The sequence below is a fragment of the Pseudomonas floridensis genome (genome assembly GCF_002087235.1).
GTDB classification, from domain to species: Bacteria; Pseudomonadota; Gammaproteobacteria; order Pseudomonadales; family Pseudomonadaceae; genus Aquipseudomonas; species Aquipseudomonas floridensis.
Genome location: NZ_MUIO01000004.1, coordinates 38597 through 55497, shown reverse-complemented (window position 1 = coordinate 55497; position 16901 = coordinate 38597). Strand labels below are relative to the sequence as shown.

Here is a 16901-nt window from a genome sequence, read left to right as displayed (position 1 = left end):
CACCTGGGGCTCACGTATGAACAGCGTATCCGGTGATGAATCAGTGCCCGCCCAGATACGCGTTCCTGACCTCTTCATTGACAAGCAATTCCTGCCCCGTGCCTGACAGACGAATCTCGCCGTTGACCATCACGTAGGCGCGGTCAGACAGCTTGAGGGCATGGTTGGCGTTCTGCTCGACCAGAAAGATGGTCATGCCGGTCGCCGCCAGTTCACGCAGCGTAGAGAAGATCTGCTTCACGATGATCGGCGCCAGCCCCAGGCTAGGCTCATCGAGCAGCAACAGCTTCGGTCGGCTCATCAATGCACGGGCGATGGCCAGCATTTGCTGTTCGCCGCCGGACATGGTCATCGCACGCTGGTTGCGCCGCTCCTTGAGGCGCGGGAACAGGTCGAACATGCGCTGCATGTCCTCGGCAGAGTGCTTGTCGCCAATCGGGATGGTGCCCATCATCAGGTTCTCCTCGACCGACATGTCGGGGAACACGCGCCGCCCTTCCGGGGATTGCGCGATGCCGTTGGAGGCGATGTAGTGCGACGACTTCTGGGTGATGTCGGTGCCCTGATAGATGATCTGCCCGCTGGCTGCGCGCGGCTGACCGAAGATCGACATCAGCAGCGTGGACTTGCCTGCGCCATTGGAACCGATCAGGCTTACCGTCTCGCCTTCATTGATGTGCAGCGAAACGTTCTTGAGCGCCTGGATCGGCCCGTAAAACACATCGATCTCTTTCAGCTCGAGGATCGGCTTGCTCATACCAGTTCCTCTTCATCAGCGCCCAGATACGCCGCGATCACTTTCGGATCGTTGCGGATCTGCTCCGGTCGGCCTGCGGCAATCACGTTGCCGTGATCCAGCACCACAATGTCATCGGAAATCCCCATCACCATGCCCATGTCGTGTTCGATCAGGACGATGGTCATGTCGTGCTCATCACGCAGCAGGCGAATCATGCCGCTCAAAGCCTCGGTTTCCTGCGGGTTGAGACCGGCAGCCGGTTCGTCCAGGCAGATCACCTGCGGCCGCGTGCACATGGCGCGGGCGATTTCCAGACGGCGTTGCTGCCCGTAGGACAGCTCCCCCGCCAGGCGGTTGGCGCAGTCCACCAGGTCCACCACTTCGAGCCAGTAAAACGCGGTGTTGAGCGCGTCCTCTTCAGCCTTGCGATAGCCCCTGGTGTTGAGAATCCCGCTGATCAGGCTGCGGTTGACCCACATGTGCTGGGCGACGAGCAGGTTCTCGACCACCGACATTTCCTTGAACAGACGGATGTTCTGGAACGTCCGCGCCAGCCCTGCCCGATTGACCAGGTGAGTACCGCCAAACATCTTGTAGTAGACCCGGCTCAGGAAGCTTTTCGGCGAAACGAAATCACGCGCTTTGAACGATTCGCCCAGCAGCCTGATGACGTCAGTGGTCTTGCCACGGGTGTGCAGCTCGATCCGTCCGCCGGTGGCCTTGTAGAAACCGGTCAGGCAGTTGAACACGGTGGTCTTGCCTGCGCCGTTGGGGCCGATAAGGGCAAAGATCGAATTGCGGCGCACTTCAAGGCTCACATCGCTGAGTGCCTTGATGCCACCAAAATGCATCATCAGGTGCTCGACGGAAAGAATCACTTCGTTGCTCATTGCGCGGCTCCTTGTTCGACCAGCGCACCTTTGCGCGGAACCACACCGGTACGGCTTATGCGGATCAGGCCACGAGGCCGCCAGATCATCATCAGCACCATCAGAATGCCGAACAGCAGCACACGGTATTCGGAGAACCCGCGCAGCAGTTCAGGCGTCACCGTCAGCACGAAGGCCGCAATGACCACGCCTACGGTCGAACCCATGCCACCCAGTACCACGATCGCCAGAATCAGTGCCGACTCGAAGAAGGTGAACGACGTCGGGTTGACGAAGCCCTGATAGCTGGCAAAGAACACGCCCGCCAGCCCGGCCGTCGATGCGCCAATGGTGAAGGCCGACAGCTTGACCAGCACGTGATTGAGGCCCATCGAGCGACAGGCGATTTCGTCTTCTCGCAGCGCTTCCCACGCACGGCCGATCGGCATGCGCGTCAGGCGATGCTTGACGAACAGCACCGCCAGCACGACGAGGAACAGCACCGCATAAATGAACAGGAATTTCAGGTCCGGGTTGTAATCGAAGCCGAAATATTCGTGGATCGGAATTCCCCCATCTCTGGCGCGACGCCCGAACTCCAGACCGAAGAATGTCGGTGAAGGCACCGGTACGCCGTTCGGCCCACCGGTAAACGACAGCCAGTTATTGAGCACCAGACGAATGATTTCGCCGAAGCCCAGGGTCACGATGGCCAGATAATCACCGTGCATGCGCAGCACCGGGAAACCCAGAATGCATCCGGCCAGTGCGGCGGCAATCGCCGCCAGTGGCAGCGCCGACCAGAAACCCAGTCCGAGGTACTGATAACCCAGCGCCAGACCATAGGCGCCGATGGCGTAGAACGCCACGTACCCCAGGTCCAGCAGACCGGCCAGCCCGACCACGATGTTCAGGCCCAGACCCAACAGCACGTAGATCAAGCCGAGGATGACCACGGTCAGCAGGTACTTGTTGGCGAAGATCGGAAACACGATGGCGATCACAACCAGCGCAGGGATGATCCAGTACAGACTCGATTTGTGATCAGGCTTGAGCACATGCACGCCGGAGCCTGAACTCTCGAAGCCCTGGGAGATGCGAACACCTCTGGGCGTTTGCAGGAACAGGCTCATCAGGAAGCGCCCGGCCATGACCACGGCCACCAGCCACGCCACACGAGTCGGTTGCAGATTGAAGCTGTAGCCATCGAGCACGATGCCGACGATGGGGCCGAACACAATCAGCGCCAGCAGGCCCGCCACCACGGCATCGATCAGGCTTTTCTTGATATCAACAGGTTTAGCGATAGGAGCAGACATACTTATACCTTCGCCACGAGTGGGCGACCCAGCAGGCCTTGAGGACGGAAAATCAGGATCAGCACCAGCAGGCCGAAGCTGAACACGTCTTTGTAATCGGAGTTGACCAGACCGGAGAACTGCGACTCGGCAACGCCCAGAATCAGCCCGCCAAGCATCGCGCCCGGCAGCGAACCGATTCCGCCGAGTACCGCGGCGGTGAACGCTTTGATGCCGATGACGAAACCGGCGTAGAAATCGAAGGTGCCGTAGTTCATGGTGATCAGCACACCTGCCAGTGCCGCCATGGCAGCACCGATGATGAACACGTAGGAGATGACCCGGTCGGTGTTGATCCCCAGGATCGACGCCATCTTGCGATCCTGCTGGGTGGCGCGGCACATGCGGCCCAGCTTGGTGTACTTGATGATGTAAGTCAGCACACCCATGCCAACGAAAGCGGCGATAAGAATGAAGATCTTGGTGTAGGTGATCTGCACGAAGCCGCTGCCGATCTCGAAGCGCCAGGCGCCTTCGAGCAACGTAGGCACGCCTTGCTGGCGAGCGCCCTGGCTGATCTGCGCGTAGTTCTGCAGGATCAACGAGATACCGATGGCGCTGATCAGCGGAGCCAGCCGCGTCGAATTGCGCAGCGGCTTGTAGGCCACACGCTCGATCACGAACCCGTAAACGCCCGTCACCACAATGGTGAAGATCAGCGTTCCGAGGATGAGGAACGGAAAGGATTCCAGTCCGAAGAAAGACAGAACCGCCAGGCCGATCGCGGCCAGGTAGGCGGAGATCATATAAACGTCGCCGTGGGCGAAGTTGATCATGCCGATGATGCCGTAGACCATCGTGTAGCCGATGGCGATAAGACCGTAGACAGACCCGAGTGTCAGCCCGTTGATCATTTGCTGCAGGAAGATACCGTCCATCACGCACGCTCACACACTTGAAAGGCAGCTCAGCATGCCCCCCCACCGCGTCCTCGCGAGACGCGGCGAGCAGACCCGAAATAACAGAAGGTTGCAGGCCCGCTCATGGGCGAGCCCGTCTACCGCTCAGGCCGGGCTTGCCCAAGGCAAGCGCAGCTGAACGCAATCCGGCTTATTTCTGTTTTTCAAGCTGGTGGTATTTACCGTCTTTATCCCATTGGTAAACCACGTAGTCAGACACTTTCAGGTCGCCTTTGGCATCCCAGGCCTTTTCGCCCATAACGGTCTTGACCGGGTTCGCCTTGAGCCATTCGGCGGCCTTATCACCCTTGTTGGATTTGGCACCATTGAAACCGGCAGCCAATGCCTGAATCGAAGCGTACGCGTACAGGGTGTAGCCTTCAGGCTCGGTGCCGCCTTTACGGAACTGTTCAACCACGGCCTTGCTGTCAGGCAGCATGCGCGGGTCGGCGCCGAAAGTCATGTAGACACCATCGACGTTCTGAGCGCCACCAGCGGTGGTGACCAGTTCGTCGGTCACCACGCCGTCGTCCGACATGAACCTGACGTCCTTCAGGCCCTGCTCACGCATCTGACGGACCAGCGGGCCGGCTTCAGGGTGCAGGCCACCGAAATACACAACATCGGCACCGGTCGAGCGAATCTTGGTCACCAGCGCACTGAAGTCTTTCTCGCCACGGGTCAGGCCCTCGTAAAGCACCGGCGTCACGCCGCGCTTTTTCAACTGGGTCTGAGTCGCATCTGCAAGGCCCTGACCGTAGGTGTCCTTGTCGTGAATGACAGCCACTTTCTTGCCTTTCAGGACGTCTACGATGTAATCCCCCGCAACCACACCCTGCTGGTCGTCACGGCCGCACATGCGGAACATCTCTTTCAGGCCACGCTCGGTGACCTGCGGGTTAGTCGAACCGGGTGTGATCGCGATAACCCCGGCATCGGTGTAGACCCCGGAAGCCGGGATGGTCGAGGACGAACAGAAGTGGCCGACAACGCCGATGACCTTGTCCTGATCCACCAGGCGGTTGGCAACGGCCACAGCCTGTTTCGGCTCACAGGCATCGTCACCCTTGATCAGTACGATCTTTTCCCCATTCACACCGCCTGCAGCGTTGATCGCGTCGGCAGCGGCCTGCGCACCCTTCATGTACTGCTCACCGAACGCGGCATTGGCACCTGTCATCGGCCCCGCCACACCGATTTTCACGTCAGCCTGAGCAAACGAAGACACGCCCAACGCAGTGGCTACTGCGATTGTCAGAAAACCTTTCCTGTAAAACGTATGCGACATGAGTGGTGCTCCTGGAGTTTTTTTAGTTGGCACAGCGACTACGTCGTAGCACAGAGCAAGGGGCGTGCCATGACTTTTTCAGTGAAGCAAAAGTCATGTTTTTCTTGCCATTCAATGACCTGATCTCATGCGCGCTGGCCGTGCAACCTGATAAATCATCAAAGGTGCAACCTTCAAATGAAATAGAGCAACCAGAACAGACGGAAATAGCAACCCCGTGCCGGACCAAGGGACAACCCATCTGTAACCGCCTGCGTCACCGAAGTGCACACGGCCGGTGCGCAAACGCTACGAGACGCACCATTTGAGGCTAGTGGATTCGCCGAAAAATGCTGCGGACAATGCATCGGCAGCAGATAGAACCTCCCCACTCTGCCATGATGCGCAGGGTAGTAATAACCGGACCGCGTACAGGCAACAAACGACCTTTAGGCGAGATATCATTCCGATTATTCATGGTGACCACGGCACCCGACGCGCCTGCGCTGCCAGACAAAACCCGTAACAAGAGAAGCCTCTCCATGCTCAATAAACGTCACCTGCCCTCGATCGCTGCGCTGCAATGCTTTGAGGCGGTAACCCGGCATTTGAGCTTCACCCGTGCTGCCGAGGAACTGAATCTGACGCAGAGCGCAGTGAGCAAGCAGGTGGCACAACTGGAGGAACTGGTGCAGCACTTGCTGTTTCAGCGCGTACGTCGCCGTCTGCAACTGACGCCGGCCGGGGCGCTGTATCTGGCGGAAGTGCGCAAGATCCTCAATCAGGTCGAGATGTCCACGCATTTTCTGCGCTCCTATGGAGGGGAAACCGAAGTGCTGCGCGTCTCCACACCCTCGACTTTTGGCGCACGCTGGCTGGTGCCGCGCCTCAAAGGCTGGCGCCTGCGTCATCCGCACATCCATCTGGATCTGCTTAATGAGCAGGAATCGGACGACCTGATCAAAGGCCGTTGCGACGTCTCGTTCTACTTCGGTCAGGGAGCAATTCCCGGTGCTGAAAGCGTGAAGCTGTTTGGCGAAGAGCTGATTCCTGTATGCGCCCCCGAGAGCCTGCCCAAAGCACCTCTGAGCGACCCCACACAGTTGAGCGATCTGGTGCTGCTGCAAAATGCATTTCGCCCACAGGCCTGGCATGAATGGTTTGAAAGTCAGGGTCATCGCACCGATCACAGCTACCACGGACCGCGCTTTGAAACGTTCTATATGTGCATTCGCGCAGCGCAGGTCGGCTGCGGGGTCGCACTGTTGCCGCGGTTTCTCGTGGAGGAAGAACTGGCCGACGGCAAGCTGGTCATTCCCTGGGATTTCGCATTGCCCAGCACCAACAGTGCGTACTACCTGTCCTATCCGGAACACACCGCCGACGTGCCGAAAATTCGGGTTTTTCTGCAATGGATGCTCGAACAGTTGGATCACCCGGCAACTTAGGGGCGACAATGCCCACCCAGCAGGCCGTGAGCTTTCCGTGGCAACACGACAGGAAGTCGCGAGCCCAACGTTTTCCGGCGGCTCTGGAGACCCCGAAACAATGAGCGAGAGCGCCTTTTCCAATCGCATCGTGCAAAGTCTGCTCGACACCGATTTCTACAAGCTGACCATGATGCAGGCCGTGCTGCACAACTACCCCAACGTCGATGTCGAGTGGGAATTTCGCTGCCGCAATGGCGAAGACCTGCGTCCGTATCTGGACGAAATCCGGCATCAGATCGAGCTGCTGTGTGAACTGTCGCTGAGCCCTGAGCATCTGGCTTTCATGGAACGCATCACCTTCATGAAGCCCGACTTTCTGCGCTTTCTGGGCCTGTTCCGTTTCAACACCCGCTACGTGAAAACCAGCATCGAAAACGATGAGCTGTGCATTCGTCTGCACGGCCCGTGGTTGCACGTGATCCTGTTCGAAGTACCGCTGCTGGCGATCGTCAGCGAGGTGCGCAACCGGCACCGCTACCCGAAAATCCTCCTCAGCCAAGCGCGTGAACGTCTGTACGACAAGTTCGAATGGCTGACCACCCACGCCTCATCTGATGAGCTGGCCGAGCTCAAGGTTGCGGACTTCGGTACGCGTCGACGCTTTTCCTATCGCGTCCAGGAAGAGATTCTGGGGGTGCTCAAAAGTGACTTTCCGGGCCAGTTCGTGGGCACCAGCAATGTGCACCTGGCCCGCCAGCTCGACCTGAAACCGCTCGGCACGATGGCCCATGAATGGATCATGGCGCATCAGCAACTGGGGCCGCGTCTGATCGACAGCCAGATCGCCGCCCTCGACTGCTGGGTGCGCGAATACCGAGGGCTGCTGGGTATCGCCTTGACCGACTGCATCACGACGGACGCGTTCCTGAACGACTTCGATCTGTACTTCGCCAAACTGTTCGACGGGTTGCGGCACGACTCGGGTGATCCGGTGAAGTGGGCCGAAAAATGCATCCTGCATTACCAGAAGCTGGGTATCGACCCGATGAGCAAGACGCTGGTATTTTCCGATGGTCTGAACCTGCCCAAGGCGCTGGAGATTTTCCGGGCACTGCGCGGGCGCATCAATGTCAGCTTTGGTATCGGCACCAATCTGACGGCAGATGTCCCCGGTATCGCGCCCATGAACATGGTCCTGAAAATGACCGCTTGCGCCGGCCAGCCGGTAGCGAAGATTTCCGATGAACCCGGCAAGGCGCAATGCAAGGACCCTAACTTCGTTGCTTACCTGCGTCACGTGTTCAAAGTGCCGGATCTGCCGCCTTCTGATAAACCCGTTTGAATCGTCTACTTACGAGGAGTGAATCATGCACGCCGTACAGCGCCAGATTGCTGAACAGCTCAAGGTCCAGCCACCTTTCGCGGACCAGAATGCCCTGGAGGCCGAAGTCGCCCGCCGTGTCGATTTCATCAAGCAGTGCTTGCAAAACGCTCGCCTGAAGACGCTAGTGCTCGGCATCAGCGGTGGCGTCGATTCGCTGACCGCAGGCCTGCTCGCCCAGCGCGCCGTCAAGGAATTGCGTGAAAGTACCGGCGATACAGGTTATCGCTTTGTCGCGGTGCGCCTGCCCTATCTGGTGCAGGCCGACGAGCACGAAGCACAGGCTTCAGTGGACTTCATCGAACCGGACGAGCGCCACACCGTGAATATCGGGCCGAGCGTCAAAGCGCTTGCCGGTGAAGTCAGAGCCTTCGAAGAACACCCCGCCAGCGCGGTGGACTTCGTGCTCGGCAACACCAAAGCGCGCATGCGCATGGTCGCGCAGTACACCATCGCCGGGGCTTATCAGGGGCTGGTGATCGGTACCGACCACGCGGCGGAAGCCGTGATGGGTTTCTTCACCAAGTTCGGCGACGGCGCATGCGACCTGGCACCGCTCAGCGGCTTGGTGAAAAACCAGGTGCGGGCCATCGCTCGCCATTTCGGCGCACCGGAATCGCTGGTCGAGAAAGTGCCGACCGCAGACCTGGAAGACCTGTCGCCCGGCAAACCGGACGAAGCCTCGCATGGCGTGACCTACGCCGAGATCGACGCATTCCTGCACGGGCAGCCAGTGCGCGAAGAGGCGTTCAGAATCATCTGCGACACCTACGCCAAGACCCAGCACAAGCGCGAACTGCCTTACGCGCCGTAACGCCGCGCCCGGAGTGGAGTCTGAACGCCTTCCGGGACACGTGCGTCCCGGAAGGCCAGGATCATTTCAGCGTGACGGCACCCTTCATCATCGCGATGTGGCCCGGGAAGGTGCAGAAGAACTCGTAGCTCTCTGCCGGATCGAGCTTCGACACGTCGAAGGTCACCGAGTCTTTCTCACCAGCACCAATCACTTTGGTGTGGGCTATCACACGAGTGTCTCCTTCCTTGAGATATTCCTTGTCGATACCGGCACTCATGCCGTCAGTCACAATGCCTTGGGCATCGGCCTTATTGCTCAACACCCAGTTATGCCCCATGACATTCTTCGGCAGGCTGCCGGAGTGGGTCAGGTTGACGGTGAAGGTCTTGCAGCTCTTGTCGATCTCGATGGCCTTGGTGTCGTACATCATCTGGTCAGTCGAGTCGACAGTGGCAGAGCACTCAGCCGCCAGCAGTTGACCACTGGCCAGCGTCAACAGGGAAATCGCTACAAGCTTGCGAATCATTTGAATCTCCAGGGCAGGTAATTTCTTTGCGTTGAAAAGAGAGTGCTCGGGCAGGAAAAGGGTTCCGGCCCCGTCCGATGAAAAAGACGTCACGGCACCGCGACTTCACGGCCTATCGCGCTCATCGAAATAATCAAACAGTCAGACATCGGCCGCCACTTTACCATCGGTCCATTACCTCTTCTCAAGGAAAGCCGGTCATGCCGATATCGAGTCTGTTTCGCAGTTTGCTTGCCGCCTATGCCTGTGGCGCCAGCGCCCGTTGTCCACACGACGCCTATGATCGTGCGCGAGTCTGAATCGATGAGCATCGGGTAATGAACGTTTTGCGCACGCGTGGAATTACCACAGCGTCAGGCGACGGGCATGACCGTGACCCGCACTTCCGGGTCGTGAGTGCCGCCACCGAGAATCACGCCACGCAGTGGTGACACGTCGGAAAAATCGCGCCCCCACGCCAGACTGATGTGTTCGAGCGCAGGCTGCACATTGTTGGTCGGGTCGAAATCCACCCAGCCGGACGCTGGACAGAACACCGAAACCCAGGCATGCGAGGCGTCCGCGCCGATCAGTCTGGGCTGCCCCGGCGGAGGCTGGGTCAGCAGATAACCGCTCACATACCGCGCCGCCAACCCACGAGAGCGCAGGCACGCCAGCATCAGGTGCGCGAAGTCCTGGCAGACCCCGCGCCGCCGCTCGAGCACTTCCACCAACGGCGTCGCAACCTGGGTCGCCTCGCTGTCGAAGGTGAACTCACTGAAGATCTTCTCCATCAGTGCCTGCACTCCCAGCAACAACGGTCGCCCTGGCGGAAAGCAGTCCTGTGAGAACTCGACGAAAGAGCGCTTGAGGTGCACATAGGGTGATTCGAAGCGATATCGGCAGGCGTCCAGAATGTCCGCAGTCATCGGCTTGGCGCTGTAGGTCAGTGCACTGCGGGTGACTTCCCATTCCGGCGACAGATTGAAGTCCAGATATGGCCGCTCCAGCACTTCGATCTGCAGGCGCGCATTGACCTGCAATTCATCATGCGGACGCTCGAACGCCAGCCGGGTCAATGGATTGCCAAAGACGTCCAGTTCGTCACGACGCGTGGTGGGCGCCGGAAAAATCTCCAGGCTCTGCTCGGTGCAACGCTGCCACGGACTGCTGCGGGGCCACAGATGCGCCAATTGCTGGGCCAGCGAGACAGGGCTGTCGTATTTGTAATGGGTGTCGTGAAAAATCTGGTAAAGCGCGCTCATCAGACAGATACCGTGCGTTGGCTGACGTCATCGACGTGGGCAAAGTGGCGCAAGGCCAGGCGATCGGACGCCTGTCCGGCGCTTTCGCCAATGCCCTGAAGCAAGTCGGCGAGCCCGTCGAGCACGGCGTCGATGCTGCTCTGGCCGAACAACGGGTTTTCCAGACTGCCCAGATCGAAGCTGGCCAGACGCTGCGCCAGCACGGCCAGGCTGTTATCGCGGGGCGCATCGAAGTTGTCACTCAGGCGGCGCAACGAACGCTGTACCAGTTTGAGCTGGAAAAGCACGGCGTGAGGGTTCTGATCGTCCAGCAGCAACAGGTCCAGCACCGGAATCAGGTGCGGCACGGCCATGTAACGCGAGCGATAAGTGATGCTGCTGTTACCCAATTCCAGCAGCCATTCGAGGCCCGCCTGATCCGAGACCGTCGTGCCGCGCAAAAACGCCGCCAGGCTGGTGCTGAGAAATTTCAGGCGCTCGATACGCCGCCCTATCATCAGAAAGCTCCAGCCTTCATCACGGGTCATGTCATCAAGCGCAAAGCCGGACAACGCCGCCAGCGACATCACCAGCCGGTTGAGGAAATCCAGCAGTTCGCCGAAGTCAGGCTCTTCGGTTTCCAGGCTCATGGCCTCACGCTGCAACTCGACCAGCGCCTGCCAGTTCTCCCTGGACAGCTTGCCGCGCACTTGCGAGGCAGCCCATTGCAGACGCTGCAGATTGGCGCGCAGGCTGAATGGCCAGTCCTCGCCCACCAGCGCGGTCAGCAGACGCTGTTGGAGGGTTTCGTCCTCTTCGGCCTCGGGCAGCATACCCAGGCTCTCGGCCAGGGTGACGGCCGCCTGCAACGCCTGCGGGTCATCATCGTCGACATAACGGGTGAACATGATGCGCAGCAGGCGCGCACTGTCATCGCAACGCTCACAGTAGCGCCCGAACCAGAACAGGTTTTCCACGACCCGCGACGGCAGATAGGGATCACGCCGGATCAGGTCATACACACCCAGAGCGCGCTGGCCTTTCCAGGGCTCGCCGGGGTGTTCGCCGCTGAAGGAGCGCTCGCCGAGCACCCAGGTGTCCTTGCTGGCACCGCCACGCTGCATCGAGACGACGTCGGCATCGGCTTCGGCCGCGACCCGTGTCAGACCGCCCGGCAGCACACGATAGCCATCCAGCGCGGCCACGGCGTAGACCCGCATGCCAATGGCGCGCGGCTGCAAGGCCTCACCGTCGGCCTGCAGCACAGGCGCATGGGACAGTTGCGCCAGTTCCTGCGCGACGTAGGCGTAAGGCCGGGCCTGCATGCGCGCCGCCAGTGCCTTGCGTTGTTCTTCGTTCAGATCACGGCCAAACACCGGCACAAAGTGCTGTGATGGAAACGCCGGCTTGATCAACAGCTCAGGCAGCTTTTCCAGCGCCTGCGCCAGCACCGGCGGCTCGCCACACCACCAGGTCGCCACTGAAGGCAGGATCAATTCTTCGCCGAACAGGTACTCGCAGATCTTCGGCAGAAAACCCAGCAGACCGGGCGATTCCAGAACTCCGCTACCCAGCGCGTTGGCCACCAGCACATTGCCCCGCCGAACCGCCTCAAGCAGCCCCGGCACGCCCAGCGCCGAGTCGGTGCGCAGTTCGAGCGGATCGCAGAAGTCGTCGTCCAGACGGCGCATGATCGCGTGCACCCTGCGCAGGCCGCTGAGGGTCTTCAGATAAACCGTGGCGTCACGCACGGTAAGGTCCCCCCCCTCGACCAGCGGATAACCCAACTGCCGCGCCAGGTACAAATGCTCGAAATAGCTTTCGTTGAAACGCCCCGGCGTCAGCAGCACGATCAACGGTGCTTCGTTGCTGGTAGGTGCCTGTCGCGCCAGCGTCTGCTGCAAGGCACCGAAGAAACCGGATAAATGCCTGACCTGAAGATCACGGTAGGTTTCCGGCAAGGCACGGGCGACGATCTGGCGGTTTTCCAGCGCATAACCGGCACCGGACGGTGCCTGGGTTCGATCAGCGGTCACCCACCAGCGGCCATCCGGCGTGCGCGCCAGGTCCACGGCATACATGTGCAGGAACGTGCCTTCGGGCGGCTTCACCCCCTGGCACGGCCAAAGGAAGTTGTTGTGCCCGAACACCAGCTCGGCAGGCAACAGACCTTGAGCGATCAGGGTCTGCGGGCCGTACAGATCGGCAAGCACGGCATTGAGCAGACGCCCGCGTTGCGCGATACCTGCGGCCACGTGCGCCCATTCGTCCGCCGGAATGATATGCGGCAGCAGGTCCAGCTCCCACGGACGATCGGCACCCTTGGGATCGGCGTATACGTTGTAGGTGACGCCGTTCTCCTGGATCTGCCGGGTCAGCAAGGCCTGACGCTGAGTCAGTTGCGCGGGCGAGCTGCGACGCATGTGCTCATACAGACGCCGCCAGTGCGGACGTACCGAGCCATCGGCATCGAGCATCTCGTGGTAGGTACCCTCGGACAGCGGGTATCGGTCAAGCAGGTCGGGCATGGCAGGCTCGGCAGGGCAGCATAAGGACTTCAGATAGCGCAATCGGGCGCCGCGTCCGTGCGCACCCGATTCATAGAGCCACTGTTTTAATGCAGGCGCATATCCAGCGTCATCGGCAGTTCGTCGTTAATGTTGAGCGACGGGACCGCCAACTTGCCGGGCGTATGGCCAATGCGGAAGAAACGCGACATGCGACGGCTTTCCGCTTCGTTGGCGTTGACCGGCAGGGTTTCGTAGTTGCGCCCGCCCGGATGGGCGACATGATACTCGCAGCCGCCCAGTGAGCGCTGCATCCAGGTGTCGAGCAGGTCGAACACCAACGGCGCGTGCACGCCGATGGTCGGTTGCAGGCAGTTGGCGGGTTGCCAGGCGCGATAACGCACGCCCGCAACGAACTCGCCGGCCTGGCCGGTCGGCTGCAAAGGCACCGGGACACCGTTGCAGGTCAGCATGTAGCGCTGCGGTGGCAGACCGCTGAGGTGCACTTGCAGGCGCTCCAGCGACGAGTCCACGTAGCGCACCGCGCCGCCACCCGAGCCCTCTTCGCCCAGTACGTGCCAGGGTTCAAGCGCCTGACGCAGCTCAAGCTGAATACCGTTGACCGCGTAATCGCCCACTTTCGGAAAGCGGAACTCAAGGTGCGCAGCGAACCAGTCGGCCCGCACCGGATAACCGGCGGCATTGAGATCGGCCACCACGTCGGCGAAATCCTGTTCGATGAAGTGCGGCAGCATGAAGCGGTCATGCAGTTGCGTGCCCCAGCGTGCCAGCTTGGCGGGTGCGTAAGGCTCGCGCCAGAAACGTGCGACCAGCGCACGCAGTAACAACTGCTGCGCCAGACTCATGCGCGCATGCGGCGGCATTTCGAAGGCACGCAGTTCCAGCAGCCCCAGACGCCCGGCGGCACCGTCAGGCGAGTAAAGCTTGTCGATACAGAACTCGGCACGGTGCGTGTTGCCGGTCACGTCAATCAGCAGGTTACGCAGCAACCGGTCAACGACCCACGGCGCAACGTCTTCGCCAGGCGCGGGCATTTGCGAGAAGGCGATTTCCATCTCGTACAGCGAGTCATTACGCGCTTCATCGATTCGCGGTGCCTGAGACGTCGGGCCGATGAACAGACCGGAAAACAGATATGACAGCGACGGGTGATTGTGCCAATAGCTGATCAGGCTGCGCAGCAGGTCAGGACGGCGCAGGAAGGGCGAATCGGCGGGCGTCGCCCCACCCATGACGAAGTGGTTGCCACCGCCGGTGCCGGTATGGCGGCCGTCGATCATGAATTTCTCGGTGGTCAAGCGCGTGAGACGCGCCTGCTCATACAGAAACTCGGTGCGCTCCACCAGTTCGTCCCAACGGGCGGACGGCTGCACGTTGACTTCGATCACGCCCGGATCCGGGGTGATACGGAAGTTGCACAGACGCGGGTCGCTCGGCGGCTCGTAGCCTTCCAGCAGCACCGGACAGTTGAGTTCTTCAGCGGTCGCTTCGATCACTGCGACCAGCTCGAGGTATTCCTCAAGCTTTTGCAACGGCGGCATGAACACATACAGGCGTTCGTCACGTGCTTCGGCGCACAACGCGGTGCGAGTCAGCCAATCGGCCGACTCATCGATCTCGGGCGCGCGTTCGGCGTCGGTGTCGGAAGACCTGAGCTGTGCGATCAGCGAGTCGCTGTCGGCCAGCTCGGGAAATTCCTGGTTATGGTCCGTCGGATGAATGAACGGGTATTCGGCTGCCTTGACCCACGGCTGCGAGGCCAGCGGCAAGCGATAGCCCAGTGCGGAATCGCCCGGCACCAGACGGCAGTGATCATCGCGCAGATACCAGCGACCGCTCTGCCAACTGTCACCTTTGGCGGTGCGCGCCAGTGGCAGCACCTGGCCGATGACCTTGTCCAGCCCTTGGGCGAAGACCTTGCGCAAGCGCGCCCGCTCCATTTCGTCGCCGAGCCTTGAATCTTCGGCGCTCACGTTCACCGGCAACGCGCCTTCGCGCCACAGGTAATAGTAATTGTCTTCGTAGGCCGGGAACACGAAGCGGGTCGGCAGCTTCAGGCGCTCGGCGACGCTGGCCAAAAAGCGTCCGGCCAGTTCGCCCGTCGCGCCATAACTTTGCGTCTCGCTGGCGATCAACGCGTTGTTGCGCCAGACCGGCTGACCGTCCTTGCGCCAGAAACAGTTCAGCGACCAGCGCGGCAGTTGCTCGCCCGGGTACCATTTGCCCTGCCCGAAATGCACGATGCCCAGCGGCGCGTAATGGTCGCGCATGCGCTGAAAAAGCTCCGCCGACAGCTCGCGTTTGCGAGGGCCGAGCGCTGCGGTGTTCCATTCCGCGCCATCGCGATCGTCGATGGACACAAACGTCGGCTCGCCGCCCATGGTCAGGCGCACGTCCTCTCTGGCCAGATCGGCGTCGATCTGATGACCGAGCGCCTGAATGTCCTGCCATTGTTCTTCGGTGTACGGTTTGGTAACGCGCGGCGCTTCCCAGATCCGCTCAACTGACATCTCGTGGCTGAACTGCGTTTCGCAAGGCTCGACCAGACCGCTGATAGGAGCGGCGGAAGACGGTTCCGGGCTGCACGCCAGCGGAATATGCCCCTCACCCGCGAACAGCCCCGACGTGGCGTCCAGGCCGACCCAGCCAGCGCCGGGCAGATACACTTCGCACCAGGCGTGCAGGTCGGTGAAGTCGACGTCAGTGCCGGACGGACCGTCCAGCGCTGCCACATCGGCCTTCAACTGGATCAGATAACCGGACACAAAACGCGCCGCCATGCCCAGATGACGTAGCAGTTGCACCAGCAACCACGCCGAATCACGGCAGGAACCGGAGGCATGTTCCAGCGTGTACTCGGGCGTCTGCACACCCGGCTCCATGCGGATCAAGTACGCAACGTCCTGACTCAGACGCTGATTGAGCCCGACCAGGAAGTCGATCGCAGGTATCGGCTCACGACTGATGCTGTCCAGATACGCCTGAAATTTCGGCGTCAGCGGCAGCTTTTCCAGGTACGGCGCCAGCTCGCGCTGTTCTTCGCTGGCGTACAGAAAAGGGATGTTCTCGGCATACGGTTCGAGGAAGAAATCGAACGGGTTGAACACCGCCATCTCGGCGACCAGATCGACCTCGACACGAAACTCGTCGGTTTTCTCGGGAAACACCAGCCGCGCCAGGTAGTTACCCTGCGGGTCCTGCTGCCAGTTGATGAAGTGGTTTTCAGGCTGCACTTTCAGCGAATAGGACAGCACACGCGTGCGGCTATGGGCTGCCGGACGCAGGCGAACGATCTGCGGTCCCAGTTCGACGGCGCGTTCGTAGCGGTAATGCGTGACATGGTGCAAGGCAATATGAATCGACACGGCGTGCCTCCTGCGAGCCTGAACGGTAAATAATCCGCGCAAGACTTATGCCATCCGGGCAAATACGGTGGTTACTCGACGGGGAGACAAAACCAGGCACCATTAAAGCGCCTGCCCTGCTCCGTGGTGCAAGGGTTGCACAGAAACAAGGCATAGGGATGAAAATTTATTAAACCGCTCGCCGAAAAGAGGTCACGGGGTCTGCGCGCGCCGTCCGACTGAGCGGATCTGCAAGGCTGTCCTGCGGGACGTGCCCGCATGCAGCGTGACGCGTGCGAATCATGGGATCTACCGACGCTCCTCAATCGAGCCTGATCCAAAGGCCGGACATGCACTGAACACAGCGATCGAGACACGCATAAAAACCGGATTTTTAGCAGAACATAATTATCAAACCTATATATAACTACCACCTTTCGGACACGCCCAACAAAGTGATCGTTAAACAAAGCCCATTCCTACACAACGCCGACTGAGGTCCGATAGAAACGCTCCATTCAACGCTATCTAATTGCTTCTC

12 protein-coding genes are annotated in these 16901 nt (G+C 60.3%); 3 read left to right on the top strand and 9 right to left on the bottom strand.

Annotation, left to right across the window (positions count from 1 at the left end):
- Positions 1-40: 40 nt before the first annotated feature.
- The 5 genes from BZK31_RS01760 to BZK31_RS01740 form a co-directional block, all read right to left on the bottom strand.
- On the bottom strand, positions 41-757 hold the full coding sequence (locus BZK31_RS01760; RefSeq protein WP_083181035.1) for an ABC transporter ATP-binding protein: 717 nt from the start codon (positions 755-757) through the stop codon (positions 41-43).
- On the bottom strand, positions 754-1629 hold the full coding sequence (locus BZK31_RS01755; RefSeq protein ID WP_083181034.1) for an ABC transporter ATP-binding protein: 876 nt from the start codon (positions 1627-1629) through the stop codon (positions 754-756). Before BZK31_RS01755 ends, BZK31_RS01760 begins: the two co-directional genes overlap by 4 nt.
- Entirely contained in the window at positions 1626-2927 is a 1302-nt protein-coding gene (livM, locus tag BZK31_RS01750) for a high-affinity branched-chain amino acid ABC transporter permease LivM (RefSeq protein ID WP_083181033.1), read from the bottom strand. Before livM ends, BZK31_RS01755 begins: the two co-directional genes overlap by 4 nt.
- A gap of 2 nt (positions 2928-2929) precedes the next feature.
- Positions 2930-3844, bottom strand: coding sequence for an ABC transporter permease subunit (locus BZK31_RS01745; RefSeq protein ID WP_083181032.1), 915 nt, complete (start codon positions 3842-3844; stop codon positions 2930-2932).
- Between the two features lie 172 nt (positions 3845-4016).
- On the bottom strand, positions 4017-5153 hold the full coding sequence (locus BZK31_RS01740) for an ABC transporter substrate-binding protein (RefSeq protein WP_083181031.1): 1137 nt from the start codon (positions 5151-5153) through the stop codon (positions 4017-4019).
- A gap of 521 nt (positions 5154-5674) precedes the next feature.
- Between BZK31_RS01740 and BZK31_RS01735 the strand changes: the two genes are divergently transcribed.
- From BZK31_RS01735 to nadE, 3 genes are all read left to right on the top strand, one after another.
- Entirely contained in the window at positions 5675-6580 is a 906-nt protein-coding gene (locus tag BZK31_RS01735) for a LysR substrate-binding domain-containing protein (protein WP_083181030.1), read from the top strand.
- Positions 6581-6680: 100 nt separating this feature from the next.
- Positions 6681-7904: a nicotinate phosphoribosyltransferase gene (pncB, locus tag BZK31_RS01730; protein WP_083181029.1), complete on the top strand. Its 1224-nt coding sequence runs from the start codon at positions 6681-6683 to the stop codon at positions 7902-7904.
- Positions 7905-7929: 25 nt separating this feature from the next.
- Entirely contained in the window at positions 7930-8757 is an 828-nt protein-coding gene (nadE, locus tag BZK31_RS01725; RefSeq protein WP_083181028.1) for an ammonia-dependent NAD(+) synthetase, read from the top strand.
- A gap of 61 nt (positions 8758-8818) precedes the next feature.
- On the opposite strand, the gene azu is transcribed toward nadE, so the two are convergent.
- The 4 genes from azu to BZK31_RS01705 all read right to left on the bottom strand — a co-directional run bounded on the left by azu (position 8819) and on the right by BZK31_RS01705 (position 16381).
- Positions 8819-9265 carry an azurin gene (gene azu, locus BZK31_RS01720; protein WP_083181027.1) on the bottom strand — a complete coding sequence of 149 codons (447 nt, stop codon included), beginning with the start codon at positions 9263-9265 and terminating at the stop codon, positions 8819-8821.
- A gap of 353 nt (positions 9266-9618) precedes the next feature.
- Positions 9619-10509, bottom strand: coding sequence for a transglutaminase family protein (locus BZK31_RS01715; protein ID WP_083181026.1), 891 nt, complete (start codon positions 10507-10509; stop codon positions 9619-9621).
- A complete protein-coding gene (locus BZK31_RS01710; RefSeq protein ID WP_083181025.1) occupies positions 10509-13016 on the bottom strand; it encodes a circularly permuted type 2 ATP-grasp protein in 2508 nt (835 codons plus the stop codon). Before BZK31_RS01710 ends, BZK31_RS01715 begins: the two co-directional genes overlap by 1 nt.
- A gap of 86 nt (positions 13017-13102) precedes the next feature.
- Positions 13103-16381 carry a transglutaminase family protein gene (locus BZK31_RS01705; protein WP_083181024.1) on the bottom strand — a complete coding sequence of 1093 codons (3279 nt, stop codon included), beginning with the start codon at positions 16379-16381 and terminating at the stop codon, positions 13103-13105.
- Between the last annotated feature and the right edge of the window lie 520 nt (positions 16382-16901).

What these genes read in the sequence shown, in the direction of transcription:
- pncB (WP_083181029.1), top strand. Translation starts at nt 6,681, where the DNA reads ATGAGCGAGAGCGCCTTTTCCAATCGCATCGTGCAAAGTCTGCTCGAC.
- nadE (WP_083181028.1), top strand. Translation starts at nt 7,930, where the DNA reads ATGCACGCCGTACAGCGCCAGATTGCTGAACAGCTCAAGGTCCAGCCA.
- BZK31_RS01755 (WP_083181034.1), bottom strand. Translation starts at nt 1,629, where the DNA reads ATGAGCAACGAAGTGATTCTTTCCGTCGAGCACCTGATGATGCATTTT.
- livM (WP_083181033.1), bottom strand. Translation starts at nt 2,927, where the DNA reads ATGTCTGCTCCTATCGCTAAACCTGTTGATATCAAGAAAAGCCTGATC.
- BZK31_RS01760 (WP_083181035.1), bottom strand. Translation starts at nt 757, where the DNA reads ATGAGCAAGCCGATCCTCGAGCTGAAAGAGATCGATGTGTTTTACGGG.
- BZK31_RS01740 (WP_083181031.1), bottom strand. Translation starts at nt 5,153, where the DNA reads ATGTCGCATACGTTTTACAGGAAAGGTTTTCTGACAATCGCAGTAGCC.
- BZK31_RS01710 (WP_083181025.1), bottom strand. Translation starts at nt 13,016, where the DNA reads ATGCCCGACCTGCTTGACCGATACCCGCTGTCCGAGGGTACCTACCAC.
- azu (WP_083181027.1), bottom strand. Translation starts at nt 9,265, where the DNA reads ATGATTCGCAAGCTTGTAGCGATTTCCCTGTTGACGCTGGCCAGTGGT.
- BZK31_RS01745 (WP_083181032.1), bottom strand. Translation starts at nt 3,844, where the DNA reads ATGGACGGTATCTTCCTGCAGCAAATGATCAACGGGCTGACACTCGGG.
- BZK31_RS01715 (WP_083181026.1), bottom strand. Translation starts at nt 10,509, where the DNA reads ATGAGCGCGCTTTACCAGATTTTTCACGACACCCATTACAAATACGAC.
- BZK31_RS01735 (WP_083181030.1), top strand. Translation starts at nt 5,675, where the DNA reads ATGCTCAATAAACGTCACCTGCCCTCGATCGCTGCGCTGCAATGCTTT.